The organism is Glycomyces niveus (genome assembly GCF_017592475.1).
In the GTDB taxonomy this organism is placed as follows: domain Bacteria; phylum Actinomycetota; class Actinomycetes; order Mycobacteriales; family Micromonosporaceae; genus Glycomyces; species Glycomyces niveus.
Genome location: NZ_JAGFNP010000014.1, coordinates 1 through 13,341 on the forward strand (window position 1 = coordinate 1; position 13,341 = coordinate 13,341).

General features: G+C 69.7%; 9 protein-coding genes. 3 read left to right on the plus strand and 6 right to left on the minus strand.

Going from position 1 to position 13,341, the window contains the following annotated elements; all coding sequences use genetic code 11:
* Positions 1 to 279 precede the first annotated feature (279 nt).
* Genes narI through J5V16_RS20650 form a run of 4 tightly spaced genes read right to left on the minus strand, consistent with a single transcriptional unit; the run spans position 280 to position 7,020 of the window.
* Entirely contained in the window at positions 280 to 1,023 is a 744-nt protein-coding gene (narI, locus tag J5V16_RS20635) for a respiratory nitrate reductase subunit gamma (protein WP_208498873.1), read from the minus strand.
* Entirely contained in the window at positions 1,020 to 1,643 is a 624-nt protein-coding gene (gene narJ / locus J5V16_RS25240) for a nitrate reductase molybdenum cofactor assembly chaperone (RefSeq protein WP_307793032.1), read from the minus strand. The genes narI and narJ overlap by 4 nt, the downstream gene beginning before the upstream one ends.
* On the minus strand, positions 1,640 to 3,352 hold the full coding sequence (narH, locus tag J5V16_RS20645) for a nitrate reductase subunit beta (protein WP_208498874.1): 1,713 nt from the start codon (positions 3,350 to 3,352) through the stop codon (positions 1,640 to 1,642). Before narH ends, narJ begins: the two co-directional genes overlap by 4 nt.
* The gene (locus tag J5V16_RS20650; protein ID WP_208498875.1) at positions 3,352 to 7,020 is read right to left on the minus strand and encodes a nitrate reductase subunit alpha; all 3,669 of its coding nucleotides are present in this window, start codon (positions 7,018 to 7,020) and stop codon (positions 3,352 to 3,354) included. Before J5V16_RS20650 ends, narH begins: the two co-directional genes overlap by 1 nt.
* 174 nt (positions 7,021 to 7,194) lie before the next feature.
* Here J5V16_RS20650 and J5V16_RS20655 point away from each other — a divergent pair, with 174 nt between their 5' ends.
* The 3 genes from J5V16_RS20655 to J5V16_RS20665 all read left to right on the plus strand — a co-directional run bounded on the left by J5V16_RS20655 (position 7,195) and on the right by J5V16_RS20665 (position 10,541).
* On the plus strand, positions 7,195 to 8,406 hold the full coding sequence (locus tag J5V16_RS20655; protein WP_208498876.1) for a nitrate/nitrite transporter: 1,212 nt from the start codon (positions 7,195 to 7,197) through the stop codon (positions 8,404 to 8,406).
* Positions 8,407 to 8,490: 84 nt separating this feature from the next.
* The gene (locus tag J5V16_RS20660) at positions 8,491 to 9,360 is read left to right on the plus strand and encodes an ABC transporter ATP-binding protein (RefSeq protein ID WP_208498877.1); all 870 of its coding nucleotides are present in this window, start codon (positions 8,491 to 8,493) and stop codon (positions 9,358 to 9,360) included.
* Entirely contained in the window at positions 9,357 to 10,541 is a 1,185-nt protein-coding gene (locus J5V16_RS20665; RefSeq protein ID WP_208498878.1) for an ABC transporter permease, read from the plus strand. Before J5V16_RS20660 ends, J5V16_RS20665 begins: the two co-directional genes overlap by 4 nt.
* A gap of 53 nt (positions 10,542 to 10,594) precedes the next feature.
* Here J5V16_RS20665 and J5V16_RS20670 read toward each other — a convergent pair whose 3' ends face one another.
* Positions 10,595 to 11,965 carry an NCS2 family permease gene (locus tag J5V16_RS20670; protein ID WP_243901522.1) on the minus strand — a complete coding sequence of 457 codons (1,371 nt, stop codon included), beginning with the start codon at positions 11,963 to 11,965 and terminating at the stop codon, positions 10,595 to 10,597.
* Positions 11,966 to 12,355: 390 nt separating this feature from the next.
* Positions 12,356 to 13,270, minus strand: a complete 915-nt coding sequence (locus J5V16_RS20675; protein WP_208498879.1) for a hypothetical protein — start codon at positions 13,268 to 13,270, stop codon at positions 12,356 to 12,358.
* Between the last annotated feature and the right edge of the window lie 71 nt (positions 13,271 to 13,341).

Sequence of the window (13,341 nt, forward strand, 5' to 3'; positions counted from 1 at the left end):
CTGTCCGCGCCCCCGAAGGGCCGTGATTGGGTGGACGATTTCCTAGTTGGGATCACCCCAACCAGACGGCGGTGCCTCACCCGGAGCCACTGCGACCACAGCACGACACGCCAGCGTTAACGGCGACGCCCGACCAGGCGATCAAGGACCTGGCCCGGCGGCCCGACGTCCATGGCGACACCAGTCAGGCGCCCGCGAGGTGTCCATTCCTCCGAAAGCGCGCACCCATGTCGAACTTCTGGGTTCTGGACTGGGATCGGCCGAACGAGCGTCGACGGTCTAGGTCCAGCCTCGTCTTGTCGGGCGGGTGGCCGGGGTGGGTTCTCGGTCTCGGGTTCGGTAGACGACGTAGGGGCGGAAGAGGTACCAGACGGGGGCGCTGAAGGCGTGGACGAGTCGGGTGAAGGGGAAGAGCGCGAAGAGGGTGAGGCCGATGAGGGCGTGGAGCTTGAAGGCGCCGGAGGCGGCGGTCATGGCGGTCACGTCGGGTTGGAGGATCCAGATGCTGCGGAACCAGGGAGAGACGGTTTCGCGGTAGTCGGTTTCGTGCGCGCCTGTCAGGCCGGCGACGGCCGAGATGAGGGTCGTGGCGAGGCCGGCGAGGATGGCGGCGACGAGGACGAGGTACATGAGCTTGTCGTTGACGGTGGTGGCGCTGAAGACCGGGCCGGTGGTGCGGCGGCGGTAGATGAGGAGCGCGATGCCGCCGAGGGTCGTCACGCCCGCGATCGCGCCCAGGGTGAGGGCGGTGACGTGGTACTGGTCGTTGGTGATCCCCACGGCGTCGGTCCATGACTCGGGGATGAGCAGGCCTACTACGTGGCCGATGATCACGACGAGGAGTCCGAAGTGGAACATCGGGCTGGCGACGCGGAGGAGTCTCGACTCGTAGAGCTGGGAGGAGCGGGTGGTCCAGCCGAAGCGGTCGTAGCGGTAGCGCCAGATCGTGCCGCCGATGAGGACGGCCAGCACGACGTAGGGCAGCGCGCCCCACAGCAGGTAGTCGACCGTGGTCGGGTTCATCGCTTGGCTCCCATCGCCATCGGCATGCCCAAGGGCACGGTGCCGCCGTACGGGTCGAGTCCTACGTCCTCTGCCGGGGGTCCGGCGGCGGCCATGCGGGCGGCCTCGCGGCGGGCTTCGTCGGAGGGCGGGAGGGTTGCGGCCACGGCGTCCAGGACAGCGGCGTAGGCGCTGCGGGATTCGTGAAGGGCGGCGCGGAGCAGCTCGATGCCGGGCTGGAAGGCCCGTAGGAGCCGCAGTCCTTGGGCGGCATCGCCTCTGGCCGCGAATTCGAGGACCACCGCCAGGTGGTCGGGAAGTTCGCCGGGGTCGAGCCGCCATCCGCAGGCCGCATAGATCTCCTTGATCCGGGCCAGCGCGTGGCCGCGTCGTCGAGTGTCGCCGTCGGTGTAGTAGGTCAGGTGGAGGGCTCTTCGGCGCTTGAGGTCGAAGGTGCGCACGTATTCGGCGCCGAGGTCGAGTTCGCCTGCGCTCCTGGCGTGTTCGCAGAACGCCTGCAGCGCGGGATGGCCCGATTCGGCGAGGGCTTTCTCGATGAGCGGCAGGCGCTCGTAGAAGGCGGCGTCGGGGTAGCAGAGGAGCATCGCGGCGGCTTGGCGGATCACGGCGTTGTCGTTCACTTCGCCTCCTCGGTCCGGTCCTGACGGTCGCGGCTGTGCCGCTGGTCCCGTTCCGGGAACAAGCCGGGTGGCCTGCCGTTGCCGTCCCAGTTGAGGAGGTTGAAGCGGCGTCCCGGGCCGGTGCGGCCGTCGCTGGTCTGGCGGTCGCGGAGGGCGTGGAACGTCTCGACGCTGGCGGGCCGGGGCCGGCCGGAGGCCTCGCCGAAGGGGACCGCGCCGCCCATGCCGCCCATGCCGGGGCCGCCTTCGAAGTCGAGGGAGCAGCCGATCTCTTCGATGACGCCGCGGTCGGCCTCGTCGACACCGTAGGCGGTGGGGATGACGTAGCGGTCGTCGTATTTGGCGAGGGCGAGCAGGCGGTACATCTGCTCGATGTCCTTGCCGGTCAGGCCTACCGCTTCGGCGATGGTCTCGTCGGGGGTGTCGCCGAGGTTGATGCGGCGCATGTAGGCGCGCATCGCGGCGAGCTTGTTGAGGACGGCGGTGACGGGCGCGGTGTCGCCCGCGGTGAAGAGTTCGGCGAGGTATTCGACGGGGATGCGGAGGGTGTCGACGGCGGCGAAGAGGTTGGCGGCGTCCTCGCCGTCGTGGCCGGTCTCGCTGAGGGCGTCGACGACGGGCGAGAGCGGCGGTATGTACCAGACCATGGGCATGGTCCGGTATTCCGGGTGGAGCGGGAGGGCGACGCGGAAACGCTTGGCGAGCATGAGGATCGGTGAGCGCTGGGCGGATTCGATCCAGCGTTCGGGGATGCCGTCGCGGGAGGCGGCGGCCTGGACGTCGGGGTCGTCGGGGTCGAGGAAGACGTCGAGCTGGGCTTCGTAGAGGTCGCGTTCGTCCTTGACGGCGGCGGCCTTGCCGACGCGTTCGACGTCGTAGAGGACGACACCGAGGTAGCGGAGGCGTCCGACGCAGGTCTCGGAGCAGACGGTGGGCATGCCGACCTCGACGCGCGGGTAGCAGAGCGTGCACTTCTCGGCTTTGCCGGTCTTGTGGTTGAAGTACACCTTCTTGTAGGGGCAGCCGGTGACGCACATGCGCCAGCCGCGGCACTTGTCCTGGTCGACGAGGACGATGCCGTCCTCGGCGCGCTTGTACATGGCGCCGGAGGGGCAGGAGGCGACGCAGCTGGGGTTGAGGCAGTGCTCGCAGATGCGGGGCAGGTAGAACATGAAGCTCTGCTCGTACTCGAACTTGACCTTGTCGCCGATCTTCTGCACGATCGGGTCCTGGGAGCCGAGCTGCTCGCCGCCGGCGAGGTCGTCGTCCCAGTTGGCGCTCCAGGTGATCGGCATGGGGTCGCCGGTGATGAGGGAGCGGGGCCGGGCGCCGGGGATGTCGTCGCCGAGGGGGGCGGTGACGAGGTGCTCGTAGTCGTACGTCCAGGGCTCGTAGTAGTCCTGTATGGACGGCATCTTGGGGTTGGCGAAGATCGTGGCGAGCTTCTTGAGGCGGCCGCCCGCGCGGGGCTTCAACCGGCCTGCGGCCGTGCGCTTCCAGCCGCCCTGCCAGCGCTCCTGGTCCTCGTGCCGCCTGGGGTAGCCCTGGCCGGGGCGAGTCTCGACGTTGTTGAACCACACGTATTCGACGCCGGAGCGGTTGGTCCACGCCTGCTTGCAGGTGACGGAGCAGGTGTGGCAGCCGATGCACTTGTCGAGGTTCATGACCATGGCGACCTGCGCCATGACCTTGCCGATGCGCTGTGCCATCAGTACTGGACCTCCGTGGTGCGCTTGCGGACGACGGTGACCTCGTCGCGCTGGTTGCCGGTGGGGCCGATGTAGTTGAACGCGTAGGAGAACTGGGCGTACCCGCCGATGAGGTGGGTGGGTTTGACGAGGAGGCGCGTGAGCGAGTTGTGGATGCCGCCGCGTTTGCCGGTGGTCTCGGTCTTCGGCACGTCGACCACGCGCTCTTGGGCGTGGTACATGTACACGGTCCCTTGCGGCATGCGGTGGGAGACGACGAGGCGGGCGGCGACGACGCCGTTGCGGTTGACGGCCTCGACCCAGTCGTTGTCCTTGGCGCCGATGGCATCCGCGTCCTGCGGGCTCATCCAGATGTTCGGCCCGCCGCGGGAGAGGGTGAGCATGAGCAGGTTGTCCTGGTACTCGGAGTGGATGGACCACTTGGAGTGCGGCGTGAGGTAACGGACGGTGACGGATCGGGTGCCGGTGGGGCCGATCCCGGGTTCGCCGAAGAGTTGGTGCATGTTGAGCGGGGGCCGGTAGATCGGGAGGGTTTCGCCGAACTCGTGCATCCAGTCGTGGTCGAGATAGAAGTGCATGCGCCCGGTGAGGGTGTGCCAGGGCTTGTCGTGTTCGAGGTTGATGGTGAAGGGCGAGTAGCGCCGGTCGTGCGCCTCCTTGCCGGACCATTCCGGGCTGGCCCCGACGGGCGTGGGGCCGTGCTGGGTGTCGGAGAAGACGACGCGGCGATCGGCCGAGCCGTGGATGAGCTCGTCGAAGTCGGTGCCGACGCGGGCGGCGAGGCGTTCGAAGCCTTGGGCGGCAAGGCGTCCGTTGCTGGTGCCGGATAGGGCGAGGATCATCTCGCAGACCTTGACGTCGGTGTCGAGGAGCGGCCTGCCGGTGGCCGGCGCTCGGGTGGAGGTGCCGTTGCGTGCGGCGAGCCAGCCGATCTCGACGTCCGGCGTGAACGAGACGCCTTTGACGGGAAGACCTTTGGTTTCGGCGAGCGGTCCGAGGGCGGCCATTTTGGCGGCGACGGCGGGGTAGTCGCGATCGACGGCGATGATCGCGGGCATGGTCTTGCCGGGGACGGGTGGCGCGCCTGTGGCTCTCCAGTCCGGCGCGGTGCCGCCCGGTTGCGCGAGCTCGCCCGGAGTGTCGTGCTGGTGCGGGGCGGCGACGAGGTCGGTCGCTGCGCCGAGGTGTTCCTCGGCGAGTTCGCTGAACCGCTCGGCGAGAAGCTGAAAGGCTTCGAAGTCGGTGCGGGCCTGCCAGGGCGGGTCGATCGCGGGCGAGAAGGCGTGCACGAAGGGATGCATGTCTGTTGTGGACAGATCATGCTTCTCGTACCAGGTGGCGGCCGGGAGCACGATGTCCGACAGGAGCGTCGTGCTGGTCATCCGAAAGTCGAGCGAGAGCAGCAGGTCGAGTTTCCCTCGGGGCGCTTGGTCGTGCCAGGTCACGTCTTCGGGGCGGTGGATGGGCTCGGCTTCCTCGCCCTGCACCGAGTTCTGGGTGCCGAGCAGGTGCTTGAGGAAGTACTCGTCGCCTTTGGCAGAGGAGCCGAAGAGGTTCGCGCGCCAGACGGTGAGGATCCGGGGCCAGTTCTCGGGCGCGTCGGGGTCCTCGCACGCGAAGTGCAGCTGACCGGAGGCGAGTTCGTCCGCGATGTACTGACCAGGTTCCCTGCCTGCCTCCTTCGCCTCCTGAGCGAGGAGGAGCGGGTTGCGGTCGAAGGTCGGGTAGGAGGGCATCCAACCCATCCGGGCCGAGGCGGCGACCAGGTCCGCCGTGTGCCGTCCGCCGAGGATGCCCGTACTGGTGGCCGAGGTCAGGGCGCAGGCGTTGTAGGTGTCGTAGCGCCACTGGTCGGTGTGGAGGTACCAGTACGGGGTGGATGCCATGAAGCGCGCGGGCCTGGTCCAGTCCATCGCGGAGGCGTATGCGGCCCAACCGGTCTGGGTGCGGCACTTCTCCTGGCCGACGTAGTGGGCCCAGCCGCCGCCGTTGACGCCCTGGCAGCCCGTGAGCAGGAGCAGGGTGAGGAACGCGCGGTACATGGTGTCGCCGTGGAACCACTGGTTCGTACCCGCGCCGAGCACGATCATGGCCCGGCCGCCGGAGTCCCTCGCCGTGGCGGCGAACTCGCGCGCGATGCGCACGGCCCGTTCGGCTTTGACGGAGGTCAGCGTCTCCGCCCAGGCGGGCGTGCCTGGCTGGGAGGCGTCGTCGTATCCCGTGGGCCACTCGCCCGGCATGCCCGGCCTCGCGACCCCGTATTGCGCGAGCAGCAGATCGAACACGGTGGTGACAGTGCGGCCCTCGACCTTTCGGATGGGAACGCCGCGCACCATCAGGTCGCCCTCGCCATCGAAGCGCGGCAACACGATCGCGGCCGACCCGCCTGCCTCGTAGACGCTCAGTCGAGGAACGACACCTTGAAGGTCGAGGTTCCAGCGCCCCGGATGCTCCTCATCCCACCGGTGCCCGAGGGTCCCGTGCGGGGCGAGGGCCTCGCCGGTGCGCTCGTCGATGAAGACCGGCTTCCACTCCGCGTACGGCTCCTCGCCGGGGAGGGCGTCGCGGCGCAGGAACTTGCCCGGCACGAGGCAGCCGTCGCGCTCGACGAGCTCGACCAGGAACGGCAGGTCGGTGTACTTGCGCACGTAAGCGTCGAAGGCCTCCGTCCGCGCCTCCACGAAGTGCTCCTTGAGGATCACGTGGCCCATCGCCATCGCCAGCGCGCCGTCGGTGCCCGGGTGCGGGGCGAGCCATTCGTCGGCGAACTTCGCGGCGTCGTTGTAGTCGGGCGCGACGGTGACGACCTTCTGGCCGCGGTAGCGGGCCTCGGCCATCCAGTGCGCGTCCGGGGTGCGGGTGACGGGCACGTTCGAGCCCCACAGCATGAGGTACGCGGCGTCCCACCAGTCCCCCGACTCGGGCACGTCGGTCTGGTCGCCGAAGACCTGCGGGGACGCGACCGGCAGGTCGGCGTACCAGTCGTAGAACGAGAGCATCGAGCCGCCGAGCAGGTTGACGAACCGCGCGCCGACGCCGTGCGAGACCTGCGACATCGCGGGGATCGGGCTGAACCCGGCGATCCGGTCGGGGCCGTACGCGCCGATGGTGTGGACATGCGCTGCGGCGGCGATCTCGACCGCCTCGTCCCAGGTGATGCGCACGAGCCCGCCCTTGCCGCGCGCGGACTGGTAGCGGCGGCGCTTGTCGGGGTCGGTGGTGATCTCGGCCCAGGCGGCGACCGGGTCGCCGAGGCGCGCTTTGGCCTCGCGGTACATCTCGACGAGGACGCCGCGTCCGTACGGGTAGCGCACGCGCGTGGGCGAGTAGGTGTACCAGGAGAACGCGGCGCCGCGCGGGCAGCCGCGCGGCTCGTACTCGGGCCGGTCGGGGCCGACCGAGGGGTAGTCGGTCGCCTGGGTCTCCCAGGTGATGATGCCGTCCTTGACGTAGACGTTCCAGGAGCACGAGCCGGTGCAGTTGACGCCGTGCGTGGAGCGCACGACCTTGTCGTGGCTCCAGCGGTCGCGGTAGAACACGTCCCCTTCGCGGCCGCCCTCCTTGAACACCGCCCGCATGTCCCCTGTGGACTCGCTGCGGGTGAGGAAGACGCCCGTGCGCAGGAGCAGGTCGGCGGCGCCGGAGGCGGCCTCGTCGGTTCGCGGCATGCGCCTGGCTCCCTTCGCGCGGCGGCGGGCGGCCCCCTGGTGCGGGAGTCGCTGCCCAGATTAGGTTCTTTCGACCCCGTAAAGAGGACTAATCGGCATACTGTGCACGGGGCCGATGCCACCGCTCCGGTCAGCGGCGGCGCGCTCGTTCCGCCCCGCGAGGAGGCCCTGCAGATGAGCACCGCCGGACAGACCGCGGCCGCCGAAGCCGCCGTGCAGCGCGGGGCCGGATCGAACCTGGCCCTCGCCACCGCCGCGTTCGCGCTCACGTTCTGGGCGTGGAACCTCATCGGGCCGCTCTCGAAGACCTACGCCGACCGGCTCGACCTCGACCCCACGCAGACGTCGATCCTGGTCGCGTTCCCCGTGCTCGTGGGCGCTGTCGGGCGCATCCCGGCGGGCATCCTCACCGACCGGTTCGGCGGGCGGGTCATGCTCACCGCCTCGTGCTTCGTCGCGATCGTCCCGGTGCTCCTCGTCGGGCTCTCCGGCGATTCGTATCCGGCCCTGCTGGTCTCGGGGTTCCTCCTCGGCATCGCGGGGACCTCGTTCGCGGTCGGCATCCCGTTCGTCAACGCCTGGTACCCGCCCGCCCGGCGCGGCTTCGCGACAGGGATCTTCGGCGCGGGCATGGGCGGCACCGCGCTCTCGGCGTTCCTCACTCCGCGCCTCGTGGACGCCATGGGGCTCTTGGCGACGCACCTGGTCATGTGCGGCGCGCTCGCCGTCATGGGCGTCGTGGTGTGGATGTGCGCGCGCGACGCCCCGCAGTGGCGGGCCTCGACCGAGCCGGCGCTGCCGCGCCTCAAAGGGGTCATGAAGCTCAAGGTCACCTGGCAGATGTCACTGCTGTACGCCATCGCGTTCGGCGGGTTCGTGGCGTTCTCGACCTACCTGCCGACGATGCTGGTCGCCGAGTACGGCCTCTCGCAGACCGACGCGGGCCTGCGCACCGCCGGGTTCAGCCTCGCCGCCGTCGTCGCGCGCCCGGCGGGCGGCATCCTCTCGGACCGGGTCGGGCCGCTCAAGGTCTGCCTCACCTCGTTCTTCGGGGCCTCGATCATGGCCGTGATCCTCTCGTTCGAGCCGCCGCTGGAGATCCCTGCCGGGGCATCGTTCGTCCTCATGGCACTGTTCCTCGGCCTCGGCACCGGCGGCGTGTTCGCGCTCGTCGCCGAACTCGTCGACCCCGCCCGCGTCGGCGGCGTCACCGGGATCGTGGGCGCGGCAGGCGGGCTCGGCGGGTACTTCCCGCCGCTCATCATGGGCGCGAACTACCAGGCCAACGGGGACTACACGATCGGGCTGCTGCTGCTCGCGGTCACCGCGCTCCTGGTCGGGCTGTTCACGCTCAAGGCGTTCCGGAACGTCCCGAAGCCGACCTGATTACTCCTCGCGAATGAACGTGGCCGGGCCGGAATCCCCCTCAAGGCGGAGGATCCGGCCCGCAGCGCGTCCTAGGGTGAAGCCATGCTCGAAATCAAGGACCTGCACAAGCGGTTCGGCGACACCGTTGCCCTCGACGGCGTGTCGCTCACCGCCGCCCCCGGCGAAGTGGTCGGGTTCGTCGGCGCGAACGGCGCCGGGAAGACCACCACCATGCGCATCGCCATGGGCGTGCTCGCCGCCGACTCCGGCCAGATCGTCTACAACGGCTCGCCGCTCGGGGTCGAGCACCGCCGCCGCTTCGGGTACATGCCCTCCGAGCGCGGCCTCTACCCGAAGATGAAGACCGGCGAGCAGATCGCGTACTTCGGCGAGCTGCACGGCATGAGCCGCGCCGCGGCCCGGCGCTCCGCCGCCGACCTCCTCGACCAGCTCAACCTCTCCGATCGCGCCGGCGACTTCGTGCAGGACCTCTCCCTGGGCAACCAGCAGCGCGTCCAGCTCGCGGTCTCGCTCGTGCACGACCCCGAGGCGCTCATCCTCGACGAGCCGTTCTCCGGCCTCGACCCGATCGCCGTGGACGTCATGGGCACCGCCCTCAAGGACCGCGCCGCCGCCGGCGCGCCCGTCATCTTCTCCAGCCACCAGCTCGACCTCATCGAACGCCTCTGCGACTCCGTGGTCATCATCGGCAACGGCCGGATCATCGCCGCCGGAGGCGTGGACGAGCTGAAGGCCAAGGAGGTCAAGCAGCTGCGCGTCAGCGTCCAGACCGGTGAGGACCTCACCGCCTCGCTGCCGGGCGCCGTCACCCGCGACGGCGACGACTACCTCGTGGAGGACGCCGACGACCAGGAGGTGCTGCGCATCGCCGCCGCCGCCGGGCGCGTCACCCACTTCGCCTACGACCAGCCGACCATCGCCGAGATCTTCAGAGAGGCCGTGACCCGATGAGCGCCGCCAACCCCGAGCCCTCCCGCCTGCGGGGCCTCCTCCTCGTCGCCGGGCGCGAGATCCGCGTGCGCGGCCTGTCCAAGGCCAATATCGTCAGCCTCATCGTCACCGTCGTCATCGTCGGCGCCCTCGCCGCGCTCCCCACCCTCATCGGCGGGGACGACGGCGACGAGAAGATCGGCCTCGCCGGCGCCAACGCCGCAGCGATGCAGGCCCAGCTCGACGCCATGGGCGGCTTCGACATCACCGTCTACGGCACCGCCGCCGAAGCCGAGCAGGCCGTCGAGGACGAGACCGTCGAGGCCGCCGTCGCCGACGGGTCGCTCTACAGCCGCGACGGCGTCGGCAACGAGCTCGAGACCCGGCTCGACGCCGCCTGGCAGGCCGCCGGCGTCCAGACGAACCTCGCGAACGCCGGCCTCTCCGACCAGGAGATCGCCGGGGCGCTCACCGTCAAGCCCCTCGAGTTCGTGACCCTCGAATCGGGCGGCGTCACCGGCCCGCTCGACTACTTCACCGGCCTCGTCATCTCCATCATCATGTTCATGATGCTCATGACCCCGGTGCAGTACATCGCCATGGGCGTCGTCGAAGAGAAGTCCAGCCGCATCGTCGAGATCCTCCTGACCAGCCTCAAGCCCTGGCAGCTCCTGGGCGGCAAGGTCATCGGCCTCGGCGTGATCTCCCTGGTCAACCTCGTCGCCATGGTCGCGGTCGGCCTCGGCGTCTCGGCCGCCACCGGGATGCTCTCGGACCTGCCGCCGGGCACCGCCTCCGCGGCCGTCTCCACGGTCGGCTGGTGGCTCATCGCCTTCGCGCTCTTCGGGACCCTCGCCGGCGGCGTCGGCTCGCTCGTGTCGCGCCAGGAGGAGTCCGGGTCGGTCCTGACCCCGCTCATCATGTCGCTCACCGTCAGCTACATCGGCGCGATCTTCCTGCTGAACGCGCCCACCAGCACCTTCGCCGAGATCCTCTCGCTCGTGCCGCCGTTCTCGGCCATCGCGATGCCCACCCGCATGGCGATCGCCGACGTCCCCGCCTGGCAGATCGGCCTCTCCGCAGGACTGCTGGCCCTCGCGGCCGCCGGGGCGCTCGCGCTCGGCGCGCAGCTGTACAAGCGCAGCGTGCTGTTCACCGGCTCGCGCCTCAAGCTCTCGGAGGCGCTGCGCCGCGCCGCATGAGCGCACGGAGAAGGGCCCGGGATTCGATCCCGGGCCCTTCTCGCTTGTCCTGCTTACTCCGTCAGGAACAGGAAGTACCCGGCCGAGGCGAGCATGAGCACCCACGCGATCGGGTGCACGTCGCGCCAGCGGCCCTTGGCGGCCATCATGATCGGGAAGAACACCAGGCCCAGGGCGATGCCGTTCGAGATCGAGTAGGTCAGCGGCATCGCGGCGACGATGAGGAACGCCGGGATCGCGTACTCGAGCTTCGCCCACTCGATCTCGCCGAGCGCCTTCGCCATAAGCACGCCCACGACGATGAGCGCGGGCGCGGTGACCGCCGGGTTGTTGGCGACCAGGCCGAACACCGGGAACGCCACGAGCGACACGATGAACCAGAAGCCGGTCGTCACCGCGGTCAGGCCGGTGCGGCCGCCGACGGAGACGCCCGCGGTGGACTCGATGTACGCGGTCGTGGTCGAGGTGCCGAGCACCGCGCCCGCCGACGTGGCGATCGAGTCGGTGGCGAGGGCGCGGCCCGCGCGCGGCAGCTTGCCGTCCTTGACGAGCCCGGCCTGCCCGGCGACGGCGAACAGCGTCCCGGCCGTGTCGAAGAAGTCCACGAACAGCATGGTCAGGATGACCGCGATCATGTGGACGGTGAACGCGTCCTCGAAGCCGGTGAACGCCGCGCCGAACGAGTCGAGGTTCGGGGTGAAGCCCTCGGCGAGCCGCAGGTCGATGACGCCGGTGAGGACGCCGACGACGAGGGTGGCGAGCATCCCGTAGAAGACGCCGCCCTTCCAGCCGAGGACCATGAACACGGCCGTCACGAGGAGGCCGAAGACCGTCAGCAGTACCGTGCCGTCGGTGAAGTCGCCGATGGTGACGAAGGTGGCCTCGGAGGCGACCACGACCTCGCCGCCCTTGAGGCCGATGAACGCGATGAACAGGCCGATGCCCGCCCCGACCGCGAGCTTCAGCTGCGCCGGGATCGCGTTCACGATCGCCTCGCGCGCACCGGTGACGGCGAGGACGAAGAACAGCACGCCCGATACGAACGTGCCGGTCAGCGCCGTCTGCCACGGGATGCCGAGGGTGAGGACCACGGTGAACGCGAAGAACGCGTTGAGGCCCATGCCGGGCGCGGTGGCGATCGGGTACTTGGCCCACAGGCCCATGATGAGGCAGCCGAGGGCCGAGGCCAGAGCGGTCGCGGTGAAGACCGCGCCGGGGTTCGGCGCGTCGACGCCGGCGGCGGAGAGTCCGAAGCTGAGGATGCCGGGGTTGACGGCGAGGATGTACGCCATCGCGAGGAAGGTCGTGGTCCCGGCGAGGACCTCGCGCTTCCAGTTGGTCTTGTTCTCGGTCATCCCGAAGAACCGGTCGACGCGGCCGGTCTGCGGCGCGTCCTGCTTCTCTTCTGTGGCGTCGGTGGCCATGTGGCGGGCACTCCTGTGCGGGCGTGGTGCGATGCCGGGCAGCTGGCACCTCGGAAAACAGGGTAACGGGGCAGGTACTGAACCTGCGGGTAATGTACCGGGTCCGCCGGGGAGAAGAAAGTGCTCGGGTCCTGCGAATGTGAGTTTTACGCACCCGATATGACGTGGAAAACAAGCGACGCCCCGGAGCCAAGGGGGGGACGGCTCCGGGGCGTCGACTTAGGGTCGAGCCCCCGGTGGCAGGATTCCGGGGGCTCGACAAGGACCGCACCGTCAAGCAGCGGGCGGTAGTCGCGGTCTCACTGCCCGACGAATCGGGCTTCCTGCCTTGAGACAACTGCTAAACGCGACGGCGACTCGGCCGGTTGCATAACAGTTGGGTAACGGCCACTACGCCCCTTCGGCTTCGCGGCGGCGGCTCATGAACACGAGGATCACCGCGCCGGCCACCAGGAGCACGCCGGCAGCGGCGAGCACCCAGGCGAGCGGCGAACCGGTGATGGGCAGCGACGAGCCCGGCTTGGTCGTGGACTGCTGCGGCGCTGAGGTCGTGGCGGCCGGGCTGGAGGACTGCTCGCCGGGGCTCGAGGACTGCTCCCCCGAGCTGGACGGCTCGTCCTCGGTGGTCGGCTCTTCGCCGGGGCTCGAGGGCTCGTCCTCCGTGGTGGGCTCTTCGCCCGGACTGGAGGGCTCGTCCTCGGTCGTCGGCTCCTCACCGGGGCTGGACGGTTCGTCCTCGGTGGTGGGCTCGTCGGGGCTGGACGGTTCGTCCTCGGTGGTGGGCTCTTCAGACGGGGTCTCCTCGTCCGGCTCGTCCTCGGTGGCCGGGCAGGTGTGGGTGAGGTTGAACTGCGGCTCCTTGTCGCCGCCCTTCTTCTTGTCGTCGTCGACGAGGTCCACTTCGGCGTCGGCGTCGATGAGGGTCAGGCCGGCGGGCGTGATGATGTACGCCTTGTTGTCGCCGCTGCCGCTGACGATGCCGCCGTCCGCGTTCGTGTCGTAGCGCAGGACGTTGCCGTCCTCGTCCTGGAAGACGGCCTCGATGTACTTGAAGTTCCCTTCCGCCGGAACGGAGTTCGGCAGCACGAACACCCAGCCGTCGAGCCAGGCCGCGGTGCTGTCGGGGATCTGGTCGCAGCTGCGGTCCGAGAAGCCCGCGGCGGTCGTGGGCACGTTGCCGGGGTTGATCGAGATGGTGTCGTAGCCGTCCGCGAGCGCGGGAACGGCGAAGGCGAGCGCAATGGCTCCGGTGAGGCCCGCGCCGGCCGCGGCGGCGAGGGTCGTGTGTCGGCGTGTGAATCGCAAGGGAGTCTCCGTGATGGGAATGGTCGGAGCGGTCGAAAGCGCCGGATTTCAACCGTTTCGTCTGCGGCGGA

What these genes read in the sequence shown, in the direction of transcription:
- J5V16_RS20650 (WP_208498875.1), bottom strand. Translation starts at nt 7,020, where the DNA reads ATGCCGCGAACCGACGAGGCCGCCTCCGGCGCCGCCGACCTGCTCCTG.
- narH (WP_208498874.1), bottom strand. Translation starts at nt 3,352, where the DNA reads ATGGCACAGCGCATCGGCAAGGTCATGGCGCAGGTCGCCATGGTCATG.
- J5V16_RS20665 (WP_208498878.1), top strand. Translation starts at nt 9,357, where the DNA reads ATGAGCGCCGCCAACCCCGAGCCCTCCCGCCTGCGGGGCCTCCTCCTC.
- J5V16_RS20655 (WP_208498876.1), top strand. Translation starts at nt 7,195, where the DNA reads ATGAGCACCGCCGGACAGACCGCGGCCGCCGAAGCCGCCGTGCAGCGC.
- J5V16_RS20670 (WP_243901522.1), bottom strand. Translation starts at nt 11,965, where the DNA reads ATGGCCACCGACGCCACAGAAGAGAAGCAGGACGCGCCGCAGACCGGC.
- narI (WP_208498873.1), bottom strand. Translation starts at nt 1,023, where the DNA reads ATGAACCCGACCACGGTCGACTACCTGCTGTGGGGCGCGCTGCCCTAC.
- J5V16_RS20660 (WP_208498877.1), top strand. Translation starts at nt 8,491, where the DNA reads ATGCTCGAAATCAAGGACCTGCACAAGCGGTTCGGCGACACCGTTGCC.